This is a genomic window from Collinsella aerofaciens (genome assembly GCF_020709435.1).
GTDB classification, from domain to species: domain Bacteria; phylum Actinomycetota; class Coriobacteriia; order Coriobacteriales; family Coriobacteriaceae; genus Collinsella; species Collinsella aerofaciens_AU.
Genome location: NZ_JAJFDP010000002.1, coordinates 31,842 through 54,011, shown reverse-complemented (window position 1 = coordinate 54,011; position 22,170 = coordinate 31,842). Strand labels below are relative to the sequence as shown.

General features: G+C 60.5%; 26 protein-coding genes. 12 read left to right on the top strand and 14 right to left on the bottom strand.

The features are described 5' to 3' along the window. Nucleotides 1-8: 8 nt before the first annotated feature. On the bottom strand, nucleotides 9-1,022 hold the full coding sequence (locus tag LK493_RS01860; RefSeq protein ID WP_227789915.1) for an asparaginase: 1,014 nt from the start codon (nucleotides 1,020-1,022) through the stop codon (nucleotides 9-11). 268 nt (nucleotides 1,023-1,290) lie between these two features. Between LK493_RS01860 and guaA the strand changes: the two genes are divergently transcribed. Further along, nucleotides 1,291-2,889, top strand: a complete 1,599-nt coding sequence (gene guaA / locus LK493_RS01855) for a glutamine-hydrolyzing GMP synthase (RefSeq protein WP_055309954.1) — start codon at nucleotides 1,291-1,293, stop codon at nucleotides 2,887-2,889. 253 nt (nucleotides 2,890-3,142) lie between these two features. On the opposite strand, the gene LK493_RS01850 is transcribed toward guaA, so the two are convergent. From LK493_RS01850 to LK493_RS01825, 6 genes are read right to left on the bottom strand one after another with little or no spacing between them, the layout of a single operon-like run. Beyond that, nucleotides 3,143-4,540, bottom strand: coding sequence for a sensor histidine kinase (locus LK493_RS01850; RefSeq protein ID WP_227789914.1), 1,398 nt, complete (start codon nucleotides 4,538-4,540; stop codon nucleotides 3,143-3,145). A 26-nt stretch (nucleotides 4,541-4,566) separates the two neighbouring features. Next, nucleotides 4,567-5,229 (bottom strand): response regulator transcription factor, encoded by a 663-nt coding sequence (locus tag LK493_RS01845; RefSeq protein ID WP_227789913.1) that lies wholly within the window; start codon nucleotides 5,227-5,229, stop codon nucleotides 4,567-4,569. Nucleotides 5,230-5,274: 45 nt separating this feature from the next. Further along, nucleotides 5,275-5,463: a hypothetical protein gene (locus LK493_RS01840; protein ID WP_055309958.1), complete on the bottom strand. Its 189-nt coding sequence runs from the start codon at nucleotides 5,461-5,463 to the stop codon at nucleotides 5,275-5,277. Then, nucleotides 5,456-6,271: an ABC-2 family transporter permease gene (locus LK493_RS01835; RefSeq protein ID WP_227789912.1), complete on the bottom strand. Its 816-nt coding sequence runs from the start codon at nucleotides 6,269-6,271 to the stop codon at nucleotides 5,456-5,458. Before LK493_RS01835 ends, LK493_RS01840 begins: the two co-directional genes overlap by 8 nt. Continuing rightward, nucleotides 6,271-7,041 carry an ABC-2 family transporter permease gene (locus tag LK493_RS01830; RefSeq protein WP_055309960.1) on the bottom strand — a complete coding sequence of 257 codons (771 nt, stop codon included), beginning with the start codon at nucleotides 7,039-7,041 and terminating at the stop codon, nucleotides 6,271-6,273. The genes LK493_RS01835 and LK493_RS01830 overlap by 1 nt, the downstream gene beginning before the upstream one ends. After that, nucleotides 7,038-7,766: a lantibiotic protection ABC transporter ATP-binding protein gene (locus LK493_RS01825; protein ID WP_055309961.1), complete on the bottom strand. Its 729-nt coding sequence runs from the start codon at nucleotides 7,764-7,766 to the stop codon at nucleotides 7,038-7,040. The genes LK493_RS01830 and LK493_RS01825 overlap by 4 nt, the downstream gene beginning before the upstream one ends. Nucleotides 7,767-7,961: 195 nt before the next feature. On the opposite strand from LK493_RS01825, the gene LK493_RS01820 reads away from it, so the two are divergent. After that, nucleotides 7,962-8,063, top strand: a complete 102-nt coding sequence (locus tag LK493_RS01820) for a TetR/AcrR family transcriptional regulator (protein WP_216596234.1) — start codon at nucleotides 7,962-7,964, stop codon at nucleotides 8,061-8,063. Between the two features lie 436 nt (nucleotides 8,064-8,499). Here the strand turns inward: LK493_RS01820 and LK493_RS01815 are convergent, their stop codons facing one another. After that, nucleotides 8,500-8,967, bottom strand: coding sequence for a MerR family transcriptional regulator (locus LK493_RS01815; RefSeq protein WP_006234618.1), 468 nt, complete (start codon nucleotides 8,965-8,967; stop codon nucleotides 8,500-8,502). 133 nt (nucleotides 8,968-9,100) lie between these two features. Between LK493_RS01815 and LK493_RS01810 the strand changes: the two genes are divergently transcribed. The 5 genes from LK493_RS01810 to LK493_RS01790 all read left to right on the top strand — a co-directional run bounded on the left by LK493_RS01810 (nucleotide 9,101) and on the right by LK493_RS01790 (nucleotide 11,982). Continuing rightward, entirely contained in the window at nucleotides 9,101-9,823 is a 723-nt protein-coding gene (locus LK493_RS01810; RefSeq protein ID WP_227789911.1) for a dihydrofolate reductase family protein, read from the top strand. A 22-nt stretch (nucleotides 9,824-9,845) separates the two neighbouring features. Continuing rightward, nucleotides 9,846-10,277: a cupin domain-containing protein gene (locus tag LK493_RS01805; protein WP_227789910.1), complete on the top strand. Its 432-nt coding sequence runs from the start codon at nucleotides 9,846-9,848 to the stop codon at nucleotides 10,275-10,277. A gap of 13 nt (nucleotides 10,278-10,290) precedes the next feature. Then, complete coding sequence (locus LK493_RS01800; RefSeq protein ID WP_227789909.1) at nucleotides 10,291-10,617, top strand: carboxymuconolactone decarboxylase family protein; 327 nt, start codon at nucleotides 10,291-10,293, stop codon at nucleotides 10,615-10,617. Nucleotides 10,618-10,693: 76 nt separating this feature from the next. Further along, on the top strand, nucleotides 10,694-11,491 hold the full coding sequence (locus LK493_RS01795; RefSeq protein ID WP_203572385.1) for an aldo/keto reductase: 798 nt from the start codon (nucleotides 10,694-10,696) through the stop codon (nucleotides 11,489-11,491). A 14-nt stretch (nucleotides 11,492-11,505) separates the two neighbouring features. Further along, nucleotides 11,506-11,982 (top strand): flavodoxin, encoded by a 477-nt coding sequence (locus tag LK493_RS01790; protein ID WP_227789908.1) that lies wholly within the window; start codon nucleotides 11,506-11,508, stop codon nucleotides 11,980-11,982. Between the two features lie 246 nt (nucleotides 11,983-12,228). Here the strand turns inward: LK493_RS01790 and LK493_RS01785 are convergent, their stop codons facing one another. Then, complete coding sequence (locus LK493_RS01785; protein ID WP_055309965.1) at nucleotides 12,229-12,582, bottom strand: cupin domain-containing protein; 354 nt, start codon at nucleotides 12,580-12,582, stop codon at nucleotides 12,229-12,231. Between the two features lie 151 nt (nucleotides 12,583-12,733). Here LK493_RS01785 and LK493_RS01780 point away from each other — a divergent pair, with 151 nt between their 5' ends. Then, nucleotides 12,734-13,060, top strand: a complete 327-nt coding sequence (locus LK493_RS01780; protein WP_055286984.1) for a winged helix-turn-helix transcriptional regulator — start codon at nucleotides 12,734-12,736, stop codon at nucleotides 13,058-13,060. A gap of 212 nt (nucleotides 13,061-13,272) precedes the next feature. Further along, entirely contained in the window at nucleotides 13,273-13,434 is a 162-nt protein-coding gene (locus LK493_RS01775; protein WP_155813822.1) for a hypothetical protein, read from the top strand. A 241-nt stretch (nucleotides 13,435-13,675) separates the two neighbouring features. On the opposite strand, the gene LK493_RS01770 is transcribed toward LK493_RS01775, so the two are convergent. Continuing rightward, nucleotides 13,676-14,596: a hypothetical protein gene (locus tag LK493_RS01770; protein WP_227789907.1), complete on the bottom strand. Its 921-nt coding sequence runs from the start codon at nucleotides 14,594-14,596 to the stop codon at nucleotides 13,676-13,678. A 320-nt stretch (nucleotides 14,597-14,916) separates the two neighbouring features. On the opposite strand from LK493_RS01770, the gene LK493_RS01765 reads away from it, so the two are divergent. Continuing rightward, nucleotides 14,917-15,447: a flavodoxin family protein gene (locus LK493_RS01765; protein WP_227789906.1), complete on the top strand. Its 531-nt coding sequence runs from the start codon at nucleotides 14,917-14,919 to the stop codon at nucleotides 15,445-15,447. Nucleotides 15,448-15,641: 194 nt separating this feature from the next. Here LK493_RS01765 and LK493_RS01760 read toward each other — a convergent pair whose 3' ends face one another. From LK493_RS01760 to LK493_RS01750, 3 genes are all read right to left on the bottom strand, one after another. Next, nucleotides 15,642-16,016, bottom strand: coding sequence for a DUF6508 domain-containing protein (locus tag LK493_RS01760; RefSeq protein ID WP_055309967.1), 375 nt, complete (start codon nucleotides 16,014-16,016; stop codon nucleotides 15,642-15,644). Between the two features lie 9 nt (nucleotides 16,017-16,025). After that, a complete protein-coding gene (locus LK493_RS01755; RefSeq protein ID WP_055309968.1) occupies nucleotides 16,026-17,759 on the bottom strand; it encodes a DUF262 domain-containing protein in 1,734 nt (577 codons plus the stop codon). A gap of 110 nt (nucleotides 17,760-17,869) precedes the next feature. Next, entirely contained in the window at nucleotides 17,870-18,031 is a 162-nt protein-coding gene (locus LK493_RS01750; RefSeq protein WP_227789905.1) for a hypothetical protein, read from the bottom strand. On the opposite strand from LK493_RS01750, the gene LK493_RS01745 reads away from it, so the two are divergent. Further along, entirely contained in the window at nucleotides 18,030-18,335 is a 306-nt protein-coding gene (locus LK493_RS01745; RefSeq protein ID WP_187359586.1) for a hypothetical protein, read from the top strand. The genes LK493_RS01750 and LK493_RS01745 overlap by 2 nt on opposite strands. A gap of 165 nt (nucleotides 18,336-18,500) precedes the next feature. Further along, nucleotides 18,501-19,790: an ATP-binding protein gene (locus LK493_RS01740; protein WP_055309969.1), complete on the top strand. Its 1,290-nt coding sequence runs from the start codon at nucleotides 18,501-18,503 to the stop codon at nucleotides 19,788-19,790. A gap of 98 nt (nucleotides 19,791-19,888) precedes the next feature. Here the strand turns inward: LK493_RS01740 and LK493_RS01735 are convergent, their stop codons facing one another. Next, entirely contained in the window at nucleotides 19,889-22,129 is a 2,241-nt protein-coding gene (locus LK493_RS01735) for a DNA gyrase subunit A (RefSeq protein ID WP_227789904.1), read from the bottom strand. Nucleotides 22,130-22,170: the final 41 nt, after the last annotated feature.

Genomic DNA, 22,170 nt, shown 5'->3' with positions numbered 1-22,170 from the left:
CAGCTGAATTACGCCATCGGGATGCGGTCGTGGTTGACTTGGCTGTAGAACAGACGCTGAATCTCAGCCGCATCGCGTGACTGGCCGAGCGCCCACATGGTTTTGGCCACGAGCGTCTCGGTGGTCATGTCATCGCCGCGCAGAATGCCCGGATGATCGGCGTAAGCACGGCCAACCTCATAAACGCCCAGATCGAGGCCCTCTTCGGGGACCTGCGTGGTCATAACGACGGTGCGGCCCGAATCGACCCAGCGGAAAATTGCCTCTTGGAACGACTCGCCCGACTCACCAAACTCGGGGATACCGCCAATGCCAAAGGTCTCTAGAATCACGGCGTCGTAGCTATCGGCTAGGGCGTCGAGGATGCCCGGGTTTACGCCGGGCGTAAGCTTGAGTACAAATACGCGCGGGTCGATGCTGTCGTAGAAATGCACCGGGTTTTCGCCCTGATGCGTACCGTGAAGCCCGTTGCGCACGATGCGGCCGTTGCGGATATAGGCGATGGGCGGATAGTTGACGCTAATGAACGCGTTAAAGCTCATGGTGCGCTGCTTGCGGGCGCGCGTGCCGGCAATGGCGACGCCGCCAAACACGATCGAGACGTCGTGCGAGTGCTCATCGAGTGCATAGAGCAGACTCTGGTACAGGTTGAGCTTGGCATCGGTAAAGGGGTTGCCCATGGGCTTTTGCGAGCCGGTGAGCACGATGGGCTTGGGGCTGTCCTGAATCAGATAGGAAAGCGCCGCCGCGGTGTAGCTCATGGTGTCGGTGCCGTGCAGAATCACGAAGCCGTCGTGGTCGGAATAACCTTCGACGATGACATCGCGGATGCGCATCCAGTCGCTCGGGCGCATATTGGTGCTGTCGATGTTCATGGGCTGCACGACGTCGAGCTCGCAGAGGCCCGAGATCTCGGGGACGCTCTGGGCGAGTTCCTCACCGGTCAGGGCGGGGGAGAGGCCGTTGCCGTCCTCGGTCGATGCGATGGTGCCGCCCGTGGCGATGAGAAGGATGCGCTTCATGCTGGTATTCCTATCGTATTTGCCGCCGCAGAGGCGGAGTCGTTCGGCAGTATTGTGGCACAGAGCGTTCAATGTTCAAACGTATTACATCATCTGTAACGTCTGGTAACACTTCAATTGCCGTCAAATAGGGGCCCAGGTCGTGCGTTTGCCGTGCGCTGATGGCTGCGAGGGACGAGAAACCCCATATAACGTGTACACTATGGAGGTTATTTTCGTTCATTCACGCGGGTGGGCACCGGCTCCCCGCCAACAAGAGGGGGAAACCATGGATCAAAAGGCTTCCGCAAAGGTCCTCGTACTCGACTTTGGTGCGCAGTACGGTCAGCTCATTGCCCGTCGCGTCCGCGACCTCAACGTGTATTCCGAGATTGTCCCCTGCGACATCTCGGCCGACGAGATTCGCGAGATGAACGCCTCTGCGCTCATCCTTTCTGGCGGCCCGGCCTCCGTGTACGCCGAAGACGCTCCGTCCATCGACCCTGCCATCTTTGACCTGGGCCTTCCCGTCCTGGGCTTTTGCTACGGCCATCAGATCACGGCCGTGACGCTCGGCGGCAAGGTCGGTCACTCCGAGGTGGGCGAGTACGGCCGCGCCACCATCACGCGCACGGCCGGCGCCAAGCTCTTTAACTCCACGCCCATGGAGCAGACCGTGTGGATGAGCCACCGCGACGCCGTTTCCGAGGTGCCCGAGGGCTTTACCGTTACCGCCAGCACTGACGTGTGCCCGGTTGCTGCCATGGAGTGCGTCGAGCGCAAGATTTTCACCACGCAGTTCCACCCCGAGGTCAAGCACTCCGAGTATGGTCAGCAGCTGCTGAGCAACTTCCTGTTTGAGATCTGCGGCCTGGAGCCCAACTGGAGTATGGACAACCTGGTCGAGACCATGACGGCCGAGTTCCGCGAGAAGGTCGGCGACGACCGCGTGATTCTGGCCCTGTCCGGTGGCGTCGACTCCTCCGTCGTGGCTGCGCTGGGCGCTCGCGCCGTGGGCAAGCAGATGACCTGCGTGTTCATCAACCACGGTCTGCTGCGCAAGGGCGAGCCCGAGCAGGTGGAGGAGGTCTTCACCAAGCAGTTTGACGTCGACTTTATCCACGTCCACGCCGAGGACCGCTATGCCGAGCTTCTGGCCGGCGTGACCGAGCCCGAGGAGAAGCGCCGCATCATCGGTACGCAGTTCTGGAAAGAGTTCTTCGCGGTTGCTCAGCAGCTCGAGACCGATGGCAAGCCGGTCAAGTACCTGGCTCAGGGCACCATCTACCCCGACATCATCGAGTCCGGCGCTCGCAAGACGGGCGGCAAGACGGCCACCATCAAGAGCCATCACAACCTGATCCCGTTCCCCGAGGGCGTGCACTTCGACCTTATTGAGCCGCTCGATCACTTCTTTAAGGACGAGGTCCGTGCACTTGGTCTGGCGCTGGGCCTGCCGGGTCACATCGTGTTCCGTCAGCCTTTCCCGGGTCCGGGTCTGGCCATCCGCATCATCGGCGCGGTCGACAAGGAGAAGCTCGAGATCCTCAAGAACGCCGACGCTATCGTGCGCGAGGAGCTCGACGCCTACAACCAGCGCCTGTATGAGCAGACCGGCGAGCGTAACTCCGAGCACAGCTGCTGGCAGTATTTTGCGGTTCTGCCCGACATCAAGTCCGTCGGCGTTATGGGTGACGAGCGCACCTACCAGCGCCCGATCATCCTGCGTGCCGTCGAGTCCAGCGATGCCATGACCGCCGACTGGGCCAAACTGCCTTACGACGTCCTGGCCCGCATCTCCGGCCGCATCGTTGCTGAGGTCCCCGGCGCCAACCGCGTGTGCTACGACATCACGTCTAAGCCGCCCGCGACGATCGAATGGGAGTAGGCTGACAGGGTTCTGACCTGCACTTTTGAGTGCCGCACTGTGCTCCTGAGTTTCGTTTCGTACGAGAGTTACGGCAAAACCACCAGCGACATTGGTGAGTAAACTCGATTATCGAGCCTCCGTTCCCATGTTGGAACGGAGGCTTTTTCTTTGCCTTTTTACTCTCTTTCACCTGCGATTTCGCGATTTACTCCCCGTGTTTCAAGATGGAAGCGTTTGGTTGCGAGCCACGCCGCTGTGAGGGCCTGAGTCGTCAGGCCCCGCACAGGGGGACCGCGATGGTGGCCACCGCGCCGCCCGAGGGGCTGTTGGCGAGCGAGACGGAGCCCCCGTGGGCGCTCGCGGCCTCGGAGGCGGCGTGGAGGCCGAGCCCGTAGTGGCGGCCTCCGTCGCGCGAGGAGCGGGAGGAGTCGTCTGTGAAGAGGCGCTCGCAGCCGCGTTCGAGGGCGGCGGGAGAGAAGCCCGGTCCGTCGTCGGCCACCTCGATGACGAGGTGGCCGCCCTCGACGTCGCAGGAGACCGCCACGCGCGAGCGCGCGTGCTCGGCGGCGTTGGCCACGAGGTTCGCGGCGGCTCGCGCCAGGGCGGTTCGGTCGAGCGGGGCCTCGGGCGCGCCCGCGACAGCAGGGCCCGTGGTCGTGTCGAGCGTCACGCCTCGCGCCCGGGTGATCTGGGCGGCCTCGGCGAGGACCTGCTCGCAGAGCTCGGCCGGCCGCATGGGGGCCCTCTCCGCCCCGCCGGACCCGCGCGAGGCCTCGATGAGCAGGCGCACGTAGCCGTCGAGCCTTTCGACGCTGCCGGCTATGTCGCGCGCGGCGGCCGCGAGGTCGGCGTCTTTCTCGTCTTCCAGCTCCTCCGCCACGAAGTCGGCGTTGGCGCGCAGCACGGTGAGCGGCGTCTTGAGGTCGTGGGCGAGCGACGCCACCTGCTCGCGCTGCCCCCGCTCCGCGGCCCAGCGGGCCTCGAGCGACTCGGCGAGGGAGGTCCGCATGGCGTCCATCGCGGCGAGGACGTCGTTCACCTCGCGCACGTTAGTGCTGCCGACCGCGAAGTCGAGATCCCCCGCGCCGACGCGCCCCGCTGCCTCCGCGAGCGGCGCCATCTTGCGCGAGATCACGCGGCTCGCACGGCGCGCCACGAGCGCGAGCGCGAGCGCGCTTCCCGCAGCGGCGCCGACGAGCATGAGGTTCTGCGGGTTGGGAAGCAGGCCGGCGAGGTCGCGCGAGACCCACTGCGGCAGGTACTCGCTGACGAGTGCGCAGGCCCCGCCGCCCTTGAGCGGGAACGCGGCGTAGGTGAGGCCCGAGCCTCCGCCCTCGATCTCCACTGTGCCCGGATCCGCGGCGAGTGCCGCACGGGCCATTTCCGTCGCGTCCTCGAGCCGCGTGCCCTCGAGGTCTGTCATCAGCACGTATCCGTCCTTATTCAGGATGAGGTAGCGGTACGCCGTCGGCACGTCCTGCTGCCCGCAGACGCCGTCGCGTGCCAGGCCCTCCGCGACCTCGCGCGCATTGGCCGGCCCCCAGCTTGCCTCGTAGACGAAGCCCGCGTTGATCGCCGCGGAGAGCGCCATGAACGCGGCGAGCCACGCCGTGGCGACCGCCGCGAACGCGTAGGCGAAGTAGCGCGCGATGACGAAGGAGAGCGGCATGCCCCCGCGACCTCGCGCCCCGGTCCTCAGAGCTGCCACTTGTACCCCATCCCCCAGACGGTCGCGATCGGATCGGCGCCGGCCTCGGAGAGTTTCCTCCGGGCGCGGCTGACCTGCATGGATATGGCCGCGTCGTCGGCGTCGCTCTCCCAGCCGAGCACCGCCTCGCGTATCTGTGCGCGGCTCATGACCTGCCCGGGGTGGCGGGCGAGGTACTCGCAGATGGCGTACTCGGTGGGCGTGAGCGGCACGGCCTCGTCGCCCACGGCGAGGCCGCGCGCCCCGAGGTCGATCCGCACCTCCCCGAAGGAGAGGGCGTGCGAGCGCGGCCGGCGCTCACGGCGTAGATGGGCCGCGACCTTGGCGCGCAGCTCCGCGGCCCCGAAGGGCTTGCGGACGTAGTCGTCGGCGCCCAGGCCGTAGCCGGCCACGGCGTCCTCCTCGGCCACGCGCGCGGTCAGGAAGATGATGGGCCCGTCGAAGTCCGGGCGGATCTGCCGCACGAGCTCGAAGCCGTCGAGCCCCGGCATCATGACGTCGCAGAGCACGAGGTCGAAGCGCGAGAGGTCCATCTCCAGGACCGCCGTCGGGTCCGCTGCCTTGACGACCTCATGGCCGTCGCGGCCGAGGACGCGCGCGAGCGCGTCGAGGATCGCCCGTTCATCATCCACTGCCAGTATCCTCGCCATGTTCGACCTCCTGAAACTCCCGTCGGCATTGTACTTGCGCCGCGCTCAGCGGTCCAGAGCCCCGCGCGCAGCCGCGGGCGCGGGCGCCCACATGGCGATCTCAGGGTTGGGCAGCACGCGGTCGGCGATCGAGCGCAGCGCCGACCCCCAGCCGGCGACGAGCAGGGCATTCCCGCCCAGGACGAGCGCTGCGGAGAGGAGGGCGAGCACGGCGGCGAGCGGCTTCCTACGCATCTGCCCTCCCGTCCTCGAAGCGGCAGAACCAGGCGATAAGGACGGCGGCGGTTGCCAGGGTGAGCACGAGGCCAGCGAGCGCAGTCGTGAGGAGAGGGCCCGCCGCGCGTGCGGCGTCGATGAAGGCCTCTACCCCGAGCGACCCCAGGCGCGCGGGCCAGGCGAGCGGCACCCAGCTCAGGGGCGTCGCCAGGGCACCGGTGAGCTCGCCGGTCATGAGGCCGTGTGCAAGTCCGCCCACTGAGAAGAACGCGAGGAGCACCCCTGCCGCGCCGGCGCCGATGGTGGCGTTGCGGCCGAAGCGCAGAGCCACGCCGAGCCCCAGCGCGTAGAGGGGCAGGCTGCCCAGCACGATGCCCGCCCAAGTGGCCGCAAGTGGAGCGGGCCCGAGCGGCAGGCGCCCGGCAACGGCGAGCACGGCCCCGAACACGCCGAGCGCCACGGCCAGCGCGCCCGCGCCGAGCGCCGCAAGGGCGAGCAGCTTCGCCGCGACGGCGCGCCCGCGCGAGGGGACTGCCGTGAGGTTGGCGAGGCGCCCGGCAGCGCGCTCCTCGTCCACGGCGAGCCCGCAGACGATGGCGGACATGAGCGGCATGAGGGCGCCGAGGAACTGGGCGTAGGCGTCTGCGCCCAGCGCCGGGTCCCATCGGGCTATGGAGAAGTACTCGCCGCAGGCAAGACCGGCTGCCAGGCCGCAGACGAGGTGCACTGCCGTGAGCGGGGAGCGCGCCAGGCGCAGGGCCTCGGAGAGCAGGGCCCGCGGGAGAGTCATGCGCGGCGTCGGGTCGGAGAGTCGTGTCATGGCCATCACCTCTCCTCGGAGCGTGCGAACCAGGCCGCGCCCGCCGCCGTGAGCGCGGCGAACGCGAGCGCGCAGACCGCAAGGCCCGCCAGTGTGAGCATGCCGTCCGCCGTGAGCGCCCCGCCGAGCGCCATGTCCGCCGCGAGTGGCTCGCCGCTCGGCAGCACGGGGATGAAGCTCGTGGGGATGACCATGCTCGCCGACGGCGGAAAGAGCTGCGGCAGCGGCATCAGCGACCAGGCGAACCCACCCACGAGCTGTGCGGCGAGCGGGCAGAAGATGCCCGCGAGCATGCCGAGCCGCGCCGTGAGGAAGAGCCCTGCGGGGATCATCCACGCCGCGGTCACCGTGTTGGTGAGCGCGCAGAGGAGCATCGTGAGCGTGCCCGCGGCCGTGAGGCCCTGCGAGGAGAACGCCGATCCCGCGAGGTAGATGCCGAAGACCACGAGGTTCGAGAGCATGCAGAGTGCGAGGCACCAGAGCGCCTTGGCCCACCAGGCGCGCCCGAGCGGGAAGCCCAGGCCCAGAAGCCCCCGCATCCGCGTACGAGCGTCCGCCCGCGCGACGCACGCCACCACGAGTGAGAGAGACACGGGCAGGAAGAGCGCGTACCAGTAGTTCCACGCGCTGAAGATCTGCACGCCCCGGTAGGGCATCGCGCCGAGCAGCGGCATCGGCAGCGCCATGAGCACGGCCAGGCGAACCGGTGCCGCGTGGCGCGACTTCAGGGCCTCGGCGCGCAGGCCCGCGAGCAGGCCGCCTTTCTCGCCCGTCATGCCGCCACCTCCCCGCGTGCTCGTCGCCCTTCCCGGCAGAAGCTCATGAAGAGTTCCTCGAGGTCCTGCCCGGGCCGAAGCGCATCCTCGTAGGCGAGGCGCCCTCCGCAGATGATGCCGATGGTGTCCGCCATCTGCTGCACCTCGGAGAGGATGTGGCTCGAGACGATCACCGTCGTGCCCGCCGCCGCGAAGCCGCGGATCTGGTCGCGCAGCTCCTCGATGCCGATGGGGTCGAGGCCGTTGGTGGGCTCGTCGAGCACGAGCAGGCGTGGCCGGGCGATCAGCGCCAGCGCGAGCCCCAGGCGCTGCCGCATGCCCATCGAGAAGCGCCCGGCGCGCTTCTTCCCAGTGTCCGCGAGGTCCACGGCGGCGAGCACCTCATCTATGCGGCTCTCGGGAAGGCCCAGCAGCGTGGTGCGCACGCGCAGGTTCTCGCGTGCGGTGAGGTTGGGGTAGAGCGGCGCCTCCTCGATGAGGCTGCCGATTGCGTAGAGGTCCTCGCGGCGCCAGGCGTGCCCGGCAAAGAGGATCTCCCCGGCCGTCGGCCGCAGCATCCCGCAGATCATCTTGAGCGTTGTCGACTTGCCGGCGCCGTTGGGGCCGAGCAGCCCGTACACCTCGCCCTCGCGGATATGAAGGCTCACGTCGGCCACGGCGTCCTGCGCCTGGTCGCCGCGGCCGAAGCGCTTGGTGAGCCCGCGCGTCTCGAGCATGTAATCCATGGGCTTATCCTTTCTCTTCCGGGCGCGCGGGCCGAGTCGCCGTGCCCGCGCGCCTTACCTTTCGGGTTCAACATCCATGGTGGGGCGCGTTTCTAACGAAGCTGTAACGGCCGTTGGGCTCTTTTGGCGCCAGCCCTTCTCGACCCGTACGCCACTCATGGTATGTTTATCGCGATAACAAGGACGGAGGTGCTCGTGGCACGCAATAAGTACCTGGAGGAGACGGTCGAGAAGATTCTCGACGTTGCCGAGCGGCTCCTCGTGGAGCGCGGCTACGAGCACACCACGATGATCTGAAGAGCAATACGCTAAATCGAAAAAGGCAAACCCTGGAGACGCGATTTTCGCCAGAACGAGCAAGAATATCGAAGATGTCTGCACACCATTGGCGTAGGAAGGGGAACAACCGGCTGCAATCAGCGGACACTCTTGCGCGTATGCGACCGATAGCATTATCCCGAGATACCTAGCATATTTAATCAGGGCTGCCAGTGACAGCGTGAGGGTAATTTAGCGGTGGCGGTTCTGCCCGCTGCCGTCCCGTGCTGATTCTGGCTTGCGAGGCGATTCTGCTATTCTGCGAGTTGAAAAGGTTCCATCCCGGCGACAAGAGCTCCCCTGCTCTTCCGCGAACAGCGGATAGCCGGGGTGGTCGTTTGTTGGTAGTACTTTTTTGAACGGTAAAGTTACCGTGATTATCAAGCGGTTGACTGCCGTTGCCTAAGCAGTCTTGTTATATCGTTGCCGCAGTCCCCGGCGCAGTGCGCAGCTCCTGCCGAATCTTCCGAAAGCGTTCCGGGACTTCGGCAAGCTCCATCTTCTGCGGGGCATCGACCGTACCCGCTTCCTTCGCCGTTTCGTAATACCAGCACTTATAATCCACCATCTCCATGGTGTGCTGCAATTCCGCCATCTGCTGTTTCAGAACTTCTTGTTGGCGCCGGAACATGGCAAGGCGCAAATCGATGGTGTCGTCTCCTTGCAGCGCCATCTCAATGTACTGCCGGATGTCCTTGATGGACATCCCGGCTTTCTTCATGCAGCCGATCACCTGCAGCCATTCGATATCCGATTCTCGGAACATGCGAATGCCACCGGAGGAGCGCTCCACGAAGGGCAGCAGCCCCTCCTTGTCGTAGTAGCGTAAGGTGGACGCCGCAACCCCCAGCAGTTTCGCCATTTCCCCCACCGTATAGACCATCTGAAAACCCCTCCGAATTATTCCAGAATCCCCTTGACTTAAAGTTAACTTTAAGTTCTAGGATGCACATGAAGTTTAAAGGAAGCATGCTTCCAAACAGAATGTTTGTCAATCATAAGGAGGGGAATCGAACGTGAACAGGCCGTATGTTTTCTGCCACATGATGTGCGCTTTGGACGGAAAGATCATGGGCGGTTACATGGGAACGCCGCAGGGCAGAGCGGCGGGCGATGCGTTCTACGACATCGCCTTTGGGAAAGAGCCCTTTTACCATCACCAGGGCTGGCTGTCCGGCAGAGTGACAACGGACGACAACTTCACCTTCTACAGGAAGCCGGAACTGGACGAAGATGCGCCGGTCGTTCCGGCAGGTGATTTCATCGCGCAGCCGGACTTCGGAATGTTCTATGTCTCCGTGGACCCCCACGGCAAGCTGGGGTGGAAAAGCAGCACCCTGCGCTATGTGGACACCACCGCCCATGTCGTCGAGGTGCTGACAGAGCGGGTCGGCAACGCCTACAGGGCATTTTTGAGAAAGCTGGGAATCTCGTACATCATCGCGGGAGAAACGGAGCTGGATCACGGTCTGGCCCTTTCCAAGCTGAAAGAAGAATTCAACATCGAGACCCTGATGCTGGGCGGTGGCGGCGTGCTGAACTGGTCGTTCCTGCAAGCGGGGATGTGCGATGAGATTAGCATCGTGTTGGCGGCGGCGGCAGACGGGAGCCCGGATACGCCTCCGGTTTTCCGAGCCGCAGAAGGCATTTCGGAGAGCAAGGCCCTTGGCTTCACGCCGAAAGAGGCGAAGGCCATGGACGGCGGGGCGGTCTGGCTGCGCTATGGCGTGAATCGATAATCTTTAGCAGGAGGTTTCAATTATGAGGTATGAACGAAAAGAGCAGTTCGAGAAGGTCAACGCATTCGGCACGGGAACGGCGAACACCGCCTATGCCCAGTACTTCACCGGCGAGTCGTTCCTGAATCCGCTGACCGATCCGGAAGGCGGCCTGTTCGCCGCCAACGTGACCTTCGAGCCGGGATGCCGCAACAACTGGCATATCCACCATGCGGACAAAGGAGGCGGTCAGCTCCTGATCTGCACGGCTGGTGAGGGCTGGTACCAGGAGGAAGGCAAGGCCGCCGTCAGCCTGCACGAGGGCTGCGTCGTGATGATCCCCGCCAACGTCAAGCATTGGCACGGAGCGAAGGAGGACAGCTGGTTCAGCCATATCGCCGTGGAGGTTCCCGGCGTGAATTGCGAGAACGAGTGGTGCGAGCCGGTATCCCATGAAGAGTACGCAAGGCTGTAGGGAGGAACGAAACATGGCAGTCAAGCAGACGGCAGGCAGAGATGCCCTGGGCGAATTCGCCCCGAAATTCGCGGAACTGAACGATGACGTGCTCTTCGGAGAGGTCTGGAGCCGAGAGGGGCAGCTCAGCCTCCGCGACCGCCCCCTCGTGACCGTCGTCGCGCTGATGGCTCAGGGGCTTACCGATGAGAGCTTCCGCTATCACCTGACGACGGCAAAGAAGAACGGTATTACAAAAGAAGAAATCGCGGAGGTCGTGACCCATGCAGCCTTCTACTGCGGCTGGCCCAAGGCGTGGGCGGTTTTCCGCATGGCAAAGGATATCTGGGGCGAGGAGTAGAACGATGATCTTGAATGAAGCCTACCCGTTGGCAAACGGAGTTCAGGTTCCCAAGCTGGGACTGGGCACCTGATTCATCGACGATGCCGAGGCGGCGGAAGCCGTTCGCGAGGCGGTAAAGCTGGGCTATCGCCTGATCGACACCGCGCAGGCCTACGGAAACGAACGCGGCGTCGGCGAGGGCGTGCACACCTGCGGCGTTCGCCGGGAAGAGCTTTTCGTCGCCAGCAAGATCGCGGCAGAGCTGAAGACCTACGAGGATGCGGCGAAGTCCATCGATGAGACGCTGGAGAGGATGGGGCTCGGCTACCTCGACCAGATGATCATCCACTCTCCCCAGCCGTGGGGCGAGTTCCGTGTGGAGAAGCGCTATTTCGAGGAGAACAAGGAGGTCTGGCGTGCGCTGGAGGACGCGCGGGCGGCGGGCAAGGTCAAGGTAATCGGCGTGTCCAACTTCCTGCAAGATGACCTTGAGAACCTCCTGGGTTCTTGCCGCGTGATGCCCATGGTCAATCAGATCCTCCTGCACATCACCAACACCGATTCGGCATTGGTGGACTTCTGCAAGGCGCAGGGCATTCAGGTGGAGGCATACTCTCCCATCGCCCACGGCGAGGCGCTGAAGAATCCGGCGATTGTTAAGATGGCAGAGAAGTACGGCGTATCTGCCGCCCAGCTCTGCATCCGCTACGTCCTTCAGCTTGGAGCCGTCGCGCTTCCCAAGACGGCAGATCCCGCCCACATGGAAAGCAACGCGGGCGTGGATTTCGCAATCTCCGAGGAAGACATGGAAACTCTCAAGAACATGGAGCGCATCGCCAACTATGGTGAATTCAGCGCATTTCCCGTGTTCAGCGGAAAGCCTCTTGCATGAGGAGAAAGCGTGAAATGAAAACCTTGATTCTGTACTACTCCTACGGAGGCAACACGAAGCGCATCGCCGAGATGATCCAGAGGGAAATCGGCGGGGATATTGCTCGTATGGATACGGTTGTTCCCTACGATGGCGATTATGATGAAGTCGTCAATCAGGGGCAGCGTGAGATTGCCGAGGGTTATTGCCCGGAACTGAAGCCGCTGCACATTGGCTGGAGAGATTACGACACCATCATCCTGGGTTCTCCTGTCTGGTGGTACACCTTTGCGCCCGCCATGCGCAGTTTCCTGGAGCGGGCTGACCTGACCGGGAAGATCGTGTATCCGTTTGCCACCAATGGCGGCTGGCTGGGACACGCGCTGAAGGACTTTGAGGAAGCCTGCAAGGGCGCAATCGTGAAGCCGGGTCTCGATGTGCAGTTTGATGAATCCATGCTCCGTACTTCTGAGAAAGATATTCAGGCATGGATTAATACAATCCGCAGATAATCGATCTGCAGCTTTCGGTATCCGCCACAGAGCTGGCAAGGATTTGGGACAAAACGAAAGCTCAACGTCCTGAGTCCGAAGTGATTATATTGTAACTGTCTTGGCTTTTATTTCCGGAACCGACAAAGCGTGCCTCCGCCTCTTTTGCGTGAAGCCGGCCGGGATGTGGGGTAGTTTTGCGTCAGCAGATTTGCGCAAGGGGCCAACGGACGGGGCTTCATTGGCCCCTTGCGCATCGATTGCGAATTAGAACATGATAGCGTCGTCGGCCGTGAAGGCATTAAGGGACCCCTGCTTGACCTGGATGCAGACGTATGCGATGCCCGAGTCGGACGCGGCGCGGAACTGGCGGTGTGCGGCGGGGGAAATGCGCAGCCAGTCGCCGGCTGCAAGCTCGATTTCCTCACCGTCGATCGTGACCGAGCCCGCGCCCTCGAGCACGCCATAGATCTCCTCGTTTTCCTTGTGTGCATGGACGAACGGAACGCCAGCGCCGGCGGGAAGATTGTTGACACTCACCTCTGCCCCGGTAAGCCCGAGCACTTCGTGCAGCTCGACACGGCTCTCATTACCGATGTGGGTCTTTGCATAATTAGCCATAATGGTTCCTCTCTTGGGGTTAATTTACCTTGTAGGCATCTCCTGCGTGAGCTATATTCAACGCGAAGGCGCATGCAAATACGAGTACGCACATATTTGTAACTGTGTACTTTTTTGTGAAACCGGTATGGTCAAGGAGGTTGGGTCTCCCATGATGGCGAAAGAGGAGCTTCCGGAGTGTCCGGTCGCAACGGCGGTAGCGCTCATTGGCGGAAAGTGGAAGCTGCTCATTATCCGTAACTTGCGCGTACGCCCTTGGCGTTTCAACGAGTTGCGCCGCAACCTTGAGGGGATCTCTCAGAAGGTGCTTACCGACAGCCTACGGCAGATGGAGGATGATGGGCTGGTCTTTCGCCATGACTATGGCGAGAATCCTCCCCGCGTTGAGTATGGCCTTACCGAGCTCGGCCGCCAGATGATGCCCATCATGGACTCGCTCGCAGACTTCGGCGCCTATTACAAGACGGTCGTTTCGTAGCGGACACGCTGCTTAGGGGGCGGAGAACCGCTACGAGTACGATAGCGATTCTCCTGCGGCTGCCGTTGATTCCGTAGTTATAGAGCGGAAGGAGACTGCAATGGGGTCGTCCGCCCCACAAGAAGGCCCTCCCTTCCCGGTATGGCGCCGACATGCGCACGCCGGCTCAAACTGCTCGATGCGCGAAGTGTTGTTATGGCTTCACTCGGCCTGTGGACGCCCAATCATCCGTGCACCACATTCTGCCCATGTGCATGGGCGGCTGCCCCCACCGCCATATGGTCTCCGGCGTGCGCCGTTGCCCCTGGTTCAAAGACGACCCCGATGCCTACGTCCTCGCCAAAACTCGCGCCGCCCGTAAGAGCCGCCAATAAAACCTCCGGCCCTGCTTGGCCCCGGGAATAAACGTCAGACTTGCCGATTCACGCCTCGCGCAAGGGCCGTTCTACTTCCCAAACCTGATCTGCCTGTCGCACAGCTCGAGGGCGACAAGGGAAGCCTGGGTCACCTCCTTGATATCCTCTGCGAACTACTGGAGTGCGGCACAGTCGGATGACTGGACCGTTTTCGTTGGAGCTTGGTTGTTTGCCTGTGTGAATGGCGTATTTGTTTTAGCTAGCGGTTGCGACGCCTTGTTGCGGAAATGCTAACTGATGCAACTACGCCACCGGCAACACTCAGGGCGACTGCTATCGCGCCGTTGTCGCCCGTAGCGGGTAGGGTGGTCCTGGCTGGTTTAACCGCCGCTACTGCCTTAGTGGAAACGGGATTTGCCGCGGGCTTTTCTGCCTTGGGCTGCGGTGTGGGCTCGGGCTTGGTTTCCGGTTCGGGTTTGACCTCTGGGCTCGGTTTAACACTTGGATCGGGTTTGGAACCGCTCGTATCGGTTGCAATCAAGTGCACGTCGCTGTCGAAGACGTAGCGGATGTAGTAATCGTGCCGCGTCTCGTGCGTAATCCCCTGCCCGCTGTCGAAGTCGCGGTCAACGTGTGTGCCGAGGCGGGTTGAGCTGGTGAGGTTCAGTCTGTAAGGGATTTGGTCGTCGGCGTAGCCGCCTGTAAAGACAGCGGTTACTCTAACGTGATTGTCGATCATGGTCAGGGCAATAGAGACGCTGGCCTCTTTGGGGTTCTCGGTTTTTATAAGGCCTTCGGTATCGGTGTCGATCTTGAAGAGATGGACGGTGTCGTTAAGCCCGTAGATGAAGTCCTCGGGTTTGTCGGGGAAATCGTATACAAACGCCTCATTCTGGACCAACATGAAGGCAGGAGGGAGCTCCAGGTCATAGTTATGGTCGACAACGGTGGTAGCTGTGAGGCTGCCTTCTGCGTTGGCTTCGTTGCAGGTAATGGGTGCTGCGACATCGGTTTCGGGCATTTCTGTCGCCAGTGCTGCGCAGGGTAGCAAAAGCAGTCCTGCCACAAGAATGCTTACTCCGAAGGCGGCGATTCTGGCGTCTGCATGACGCTTGACGTCGCGGATAGACAGGCCAGTCCGTTTGTTATGGGTCTGCGGTGCAACATGCTGTTCATACATAAGACGCTCCTTGTTCGTAGGCCGGTTTCGCGGATCTATATTGCGCCTGGCCGATGCGGCTAGGCTCTTTCACGCGAACGCTTACGCGAGCAGGGAGAAAGCTCAAGCTAATTTTCCCACAGTCGATACTTTGTGAGCAACGATTTGCTGTTCAATTTTCGGAGAGAGAATCAAGACGGTCGAGGAGTTATCAGGCAATGAGATTGTGTCTAGAGAGCGCGAACGAGAGATGCGATCTACAGACGACTGAATAGCTCCATCTGTTTTGGTTACAACGAAATGTGTGCCGCGCGCCTGCGGCATGAAGAAGGGAGATTCTTATGAATATCGTTGTATTGAGCGGTAGCCCGCGCAAGGGCGCCAATACCGACACTATGGTCGAGGCCTTTGCCGAGACCGCGCGCGAGGCCGGCAATACGGTCGAGGTCATCCGCGTTGCCAGCAAGAAGATCGCTGGTTGTCTGGGGTGCCAGTATTGCTTCGCCCACGAGGGCACTTGCGTGCAGAAGGATGACATGGCCGACGTGATCGAGTCGCTGAAAGGCGCCGATATGGTTGTCTTCGCTTCGCCCATCTACTGGTTTGATATCACTGCGCAGGAGAAGGCCGCCATCGACCGCCTGTACGCCTTCGGTGCCACGGGCTTCCCGTTCACCAAGACGGCCCTTTTGCTCGATAGCCACAGCGAGGGCGTCTATGATGCGGCGATCGCTATGTACAAGTCAACCTGCGCGTACTGCAAGTGGGAGGACCAGGGCATTGTCGCCATCAGCGGTATGACCGAGCGCGACAGCATGGCATCGTCGCCCAAGTTGGAAGAGGTGCGAGAGCTCGCTCGCAAGCTGGCCTAAGGGCAAGAAGAACGCATGGCAATCGGTGTTGGTGGAAAGCCTACTTCCCTTGCCAAGAGGGTTACTGATTGCCATGCATAGTTGCTGACATTTTCTTTTGCAACTTTTGCTATTTTTTGCAAGTTTTGCTACCAGCTGTAACTGGCCTTTATCTGAGGAACGCTCCTTGATTTATTGCTTATCGTTGGTAGCTGTCACGGTCGAAATGTCTTCGCGGCAGTCGATCGGCCCTCGTCGAGCTCCTTCAGCCGGGAGAGGCAACGGTCCAGAAACCCGCTCCTGGCTTGCGCGGCAAGGAGTCCGTCGCAGAAGCGGTCGCCACGAACGCACCACGTGATGCATGCACGTATCAGGTCAATGTCCCCATGGTCGATGTCGCAGCTGTCTATGCCTTCCGAGGTGTCGATGCTATGGCGTTCAAGCGTCTCGAAGTAGCTGGTGTCCGCGAACCCGTCCAGTTCATAGAAATCGTCGACGAAATCCTCGAGTCCGAACGTCCCGCCCCCAAACTCGACATTCATGTTTCTGTCCGCCAGCTTGCCAGCGTACTTGGTTAGTCTTTCGAACATGTTCGCTCCTTAGCTCAAAAGCCCGTTGTCGCCCAGGTAGTCCACGAAGGCATCGATGATCCGTGCCGTGCGAGTCGCGATGTCTATTTCGGTGAAGTCTCCCATGACTTGCGTCAGGCGCTTGAGTTCCGCGATATTTGTTCCGGCTTTGCGCTTGCCATTGCCGTCGGTGTATCCCTCATAGTACTTGCGTTTATCGCAGAATCTGTAGTCGGCCGCGCGGATGTTTACACGCTTCTCGAGCAGCGCCTTGTTACCCAGCGCCTCCAGGCTGGATTGATCGACGAGCGGGTCTATCTCGTTGCGCTTCTTGGCATAGATGTGCTCAATTTCGAGCGTGGTGTCTAGGTCCATGAGTGGTTGATCTGGGTCTGCGTACGCCCACCAAGTGAGCATGGACTTCGTTACAGGCCTGCCGTTGGTGAACACGTAGGTCCGGAATCGCTCAGCAATATTTGCGCGATTGAAGTGGTGGTTAGGAAACTCCACCGGGCGGTGCTCCACGATGTTGATCATCTCGGGATACACTGGCGAACGCAGCGCGTTCACGCCGGGTCGCTCAATGGCGTAGGCGAAAATGAATGCCGTGATCTTGTTTAGAAAGCCGTAGAGTGCCTCGTCATCGAGGACACCTTTGCTGTCGCTGTTGGCAAGGAACCATACGCTTAGCAGATAGGTCCACATGCCGTTGGGGGCGTAGTTCAGCACGAAGAGCCTGCGGAGCACGCGCTCGCTGAATCCTTCCTGCGCGTCGACGCGTTGCCAGAAGCCGAGTAGGGCCTCAAGATCGCCGAGCGTGGCGTCCTCCTTGAGTATGGCGTAGCCATCGGCACCGAAGAAGTCGCGCAACGATGCGGTGGTCGTGTCGCGGATGCCTTTCTTCGCGCGGCGGTAGTACATATAGCGCGTAAATAGCTCATCGGTTGGTGTACCGCGCATGGGCCGGAAGATAGCGTTCGCTCCCTCCTCGAGCCCCTTCCAGCGACGGATGAACTCATCCTTGCGCCCCGTGTCGGAATAATGCTTGTAGAACTGGCTCTTGAAGATGTCGGCATCCGAGAGAGGCAACCCTCGGTCGTTTAGAGTCGAGAAGATGCGTAGCGCGGTGTCCTGCGACTCCGCTTCAATGGGCAACAGTATCACATTGTTGATGACGCGTGTGGCCATGTAGACGGTGTAGGTGGGCCACTCGCTCACCAGTTGCTCAATTTTCCTCTGGAAGAAAGCAAAGTTGCGGGCATAGGCGCTTTTCCAGCCATCGCCTACATTGCCCTCTCGTAAAATCTCGAGGAATTCATTTTTGTCGTTGTCCGATGCAACCTCGGAGTCGATCTTGAGACGCTCCATGTCGGGCTCGTCGAACTCGTCGGTCTTCCATACACAACGGGCGATTGCCTCGCGCATCTTCACAGACTGCTTATCCTTCATGTTGGTGAACTTGTCGTAGAACGCGCGGAGCAGCAGCATGATGGTGGTGAGGCGTTGCTGGCCGTCAATGATCTCGAGTTGGCCAGAGAGGTTCTTAAAGGTGACGATGGGTCCTAGGAAGTATTCGTCGTTCTCGCTGTCGAAACGCTCGTAGTCATCGCCTGGAAAAGCGAACGAGAACAGGTCATCCCACAGCGTTGCGCATTCATCCTCGCCCCAGGCGTAGGGCCTCTGGTAGTCGGGGATGAGGAAGTCTGATCGCTTATCGGTGAGAAGATCGCGAATCGATCGCTGGTCGATGTTGAGCTTGGACATGAGCTGTACCTTCCGCGCGGGAACAATCAAGATGACACGGATTATATCGCCGAAGTCGTCATTCGCTCTATTGCTGCGAGCTACTGAATCTAGCAACCTCTGGCCAACCCTTACGGTTTCATGTCGTGATCCATATCGGCGCCGATCAATGCCCGTGATGCTTCTGCTTGCACCTTCTTTGGAGAGCGCGAACGAGAGATGCGATCTACAGACGACTGAATAGCTCCATCTGTTTTGCTTACAACAAAATGCGTGCCGAGCGCCTGCGGCATGAAGGAGGGAGTCTTCGCTTCGCCCATCTACTGGTTTGATATCACTGCGCAGGAGAAGGCCGCCATCGACCGCCTGTACGCCTTCGGTGCCACGGGCTTCCCGTTCACCAAGACGGCCCTTTTGCTCGATAGCCACAGCGAGGGCGTCTATGATGCGGCGATCGCTATGTACAAGTCAACCTGCGCGTACTGCAAGTGGGAGGACCAGGGCATTGTCGCCATCAGCGGTATGACCGAGCGCGACAGCATGGCATCGTCGCCCAAGTTGAAAGAGGTGCGAGAGCTCGCTCGCAAGCTGGCCTAAGGACAAGAAGAACACATAGCAATCGGTTGTATCGCGAGTATATGAATAGGGGTGTATTCCCTCAAGTACCGTATAGAACAATTTTTAAACGCAGAAAAATAACTGAAAACAAATTAATCTGCGTTAAAATATTGTTGAACAGAAATTCATGAGGGAAGGTTGCGTATGCGTCGCAAGGCAGACGAGCTCCTTAGGGAATGGCGAGACAAGGCTGATAGAAAACCTTTGCTGGTCAAAGGCGTGCGCCAGTGTGGCAAGACCTATCTGCTCAGAACGTACGCCCAGGATCTTTTCGAATCGGTTGTCTACGTTAATCTTGAGAACGACCGGTCGGCGCGAGCGGATTTTTCGGGCGGTCTTGACCCTCATTCGATCGTACACGCGATCGAGGCTCGCACGGGGCAGCGTATCGTGCCTGGCAAAACCTTACTGTTCATTGACGAGATCCAGGCATGCGAGGAAGCGCTCACTTCCCTTAAATACTTTTGCGAAGATGCTCCCGAGTATTACGTTGCGGCTGCTGGGTCGCTTCTTGGGGTTGCCATTAACCATCAGTCGTATTCGTTCCCCGTTGGAAAGACCGACTTGATTGAGATGACTCCACTCGATTTCGAGGAGTTTCTCTGGGCGATGGGGCACGATCAGCTGGTCGACGAGATACGCTCATCATTCGAGTCAATGGGACCTCTTGCGCCAAGCCTTCATGAAAAGGCGCTTGGGCTCTATCGACAGTATCTTGTTGTTGGCGGAATGCCCGAGGCGGTCCAAACGTACATCGATGATCAGTCAATCATTGATGTGGCCGAAAAGCATCGGATTATTCTCGACGGATATTCCGCCGACACCAATAAATATGCTGATGAACGCTTGAGCGCAAAGACGCGTGCGTGCTTCGACTCCATTCCACAGCAGCTTGCCAAAGAGAATCGTAAATTTCAATACAAGGTAGTGCGAGCGGGGGGCAATGCGTCTCTCTTTGGAGATGCTCTCGACTGGCTTGTATTGTCGGGTACGGTGGCGCGCTGCAGCCTAGTCGGGCAGATCGAAAGCCCCTTAGAGGCCTTTGTTAACCCTTCTGCTTTTAAAATCTATCAGGCTGATACAGGGCTGCTCGTCTCCAAAGCCGGTGCTCAACGCGCCGATATTCTTGCCGGTATCGGTGGCACATTCATGGGCGCACTTACCGAAAACTACGTTGCCCAACAGCTTTCAGCCATGGGCTATCCGCTGCATTATTGGGCGCGAGACAATCGTGCGGAAATCGACTTTGTAGTAGAGAAACAGGGATGCTTGTCTGCGATTGAAGTCAAGGCGGGGGAGAACACAAGATCTCGAAGTCTGTCCTCGCTAAAAAAGACCCATCCAGGCGTGCGCCTTATCAGGCTATCGACTAAGCCCTTTGGAATGAATGATGGGCTTATGTCTGTTCCACTTTATGCAGCATTTTGTCTATAGGGATGATGCTGCTGTAATGCATGGGACCCGGAGCGCGATGTTGCTGCGCTTCGGGCCCCGCTGCTTTGTAAAACCATGACGGTTTGGCTGCCGCTGTTTTAGTCAAACAGACTCGGCATGTCGTTTTCCTTCATGAGGGCACCGGCTGAGGGGAGGCTCTGCGCGGTGAACTTCTCGGCCGAGACGCCGGCGCCAAGGATTTCCTCGGTCGTGCCGACGGTGGTGACCGAGCGGCCCTTCTTGGCGGTAAAGGCCTGGACGCCCTGCGTGTTGGTGGTCGTCTTGGTCTTGAGCAGCGACGTGTTGAAGTTCATCAAACGATAGTCGCTCGAGACCAGCGCGATGTCGCGATCTTCCTTGAGTACCTGGGCATACAGCAGCTTGCTGCCACCGTAAATGGCGTTCTTGAGGCGCTTGCGGTTGGTCTTGGTGACGTATCCAGAAAGCGCGACGCGCACCACGCGGCCGTTCTCAAAGACAAACAGCACGTCGGCCTTGTAGTCCTCGGGGTCGATGACCCAGATGACGCTCTCGTCGGGTTCCATCTCGAGATCGGTCGGCAGGTACGAGCCCAGCTGTGCCGACTTGGTATCCTCAAACGCCGCGACTTTGCACTTATACACCTGGCTCTTGTTGGTAAACACGAGCAGCTCGTGCGTATTGGAGGACGGGAACTCGATAAAGGGTTTGTCGCCGTCCTTGTACTTGAGCGTGGTCGCCTTCTTGAGCACGCGGTCCGTCATCTTCTTAAGATAGCCATCGCGCGAGAGCATGATGGTAACCGGGTACTCCTCGACCTCGGGCTCCAGGCTTACCTCGATGACCTCGTGGGGCTCGATCCTGCCCGTGCGGCGCGGCATCACGTACTTCTTGTTGACCGCGGCCAGCTCGTCGCTGATGACCTTCTTGATGTTCTCCTCGCTGGAGAGGATCTCCTCAAGCTCGGCAACCTCGCCCTCAAGCTTGGCAATGTCCTTGGTGCGGTTGAGGATGTACTCCTCGTTGATGTTGCGGAGCTTAAGCTCGGCAACAAACTCGGCCTGGGTCTCGTCGATGTCGAAACCCTTCATAAGGTTGGGCACGACCTCGGCTTCGAGCTTGGTGCCGCGGATGATGGCGATGGCCTTGTCGATGTCGAGCAAGATCGCCTCGAGGCCGTGCAGCAGGTGCAGGCGCTCGGACTTTTTGCCCAGGTCAAAGTTAATGCGGCGACGCGTGGACTCAATACGCCACTTGACCCACTCGTGCAGAATCTGGCGCACGCCCATAACGCGAGGGTAACCATCGACCAGCACGTTGAAGTTGCACGAGAACGAATCCTGCAGCGTGGTCGAGCGATAGAGCTTGGCCATGAGCTTGTCGGGGTCGACGCCGCGCTTAAGGTCGATGGCGATGCGCAGACCCGAAAGGTCGGTCTCATCGCGGATGTCGGCGATCTCCTTGACCTTGCCCTCCTTGGAGAGCTTGACGATGCGCTCGATGATGACATCGGTCTTGGTGGTGTAGGGAATCTCGTACACCTCGATGATGCGCTCTTCGGGAATCCAGCGCCAGCGGGAGCGAATCTGGAAGCTGCCAAGGCCGGTCTCGATGATCTTCTCCATCTCCTCGCGACGGTAGATAATCTCGCCGCCGGTCGAGAAGTCGGGCATGGGCATGTACTCGAGCAGGTCGCAGTCGGGATCCTGCAGGTAGTGCATGGTGGCAGTACAGACCTCGTTGAGGTTGAAGCCGCAGATGTCGGATGCCATGGCGACGCCGATGCCCTTATTGGCCGAGACAAGGATGTTGGGAAACGTGGTGGGCAGCAGGCGCGGCTCCTTCATGGCGCCGTCGTAGCTGTCGACGAAGTCGACCGGATCCTTGTCGATGTCCTTGAAGATCTCGGCGCTGATGGGGGAGAGCTTGGCCTCGGTATAACGCGAGGCGGCGTAGCTCAGGTCGCCCGAATAGTACTTGCCAAAGTTGCCCTTCGACTCTACGAAGGGGGCAAGCAGCGCTTCGTTGCCCGTCGCCAGGCGCACCATCGTCTCGTAGATCGCGGCGTCGCCGTGCGGGTTGAGCTTCATGGTCTGACCCACGATGTTGGCGCTCTTCTGGCGCTCGCCCTTGAGCAGACCCATCTTGTACATGGTGTAGAGCAGCTTGCGGTGCGAGGGCTTAAAACCGTCGATCTCGGGGAACGCACGCGAGACGTTGACGCTCATGGCGTAGGGCATGTAGTTGACCTCGAGCGTCTGCGTGATCGGCTGGTCGGTGACCTCGGAGTGCAGGCCGATGACGTTTTCGGCGTTGACCTGCTTTTTCTTTGGCTGGTTCTTCGTCTTCTTCTTTGCCACGATTTCCTCTTGAACTTCTTATGGGCCGTCGTTATCGATTT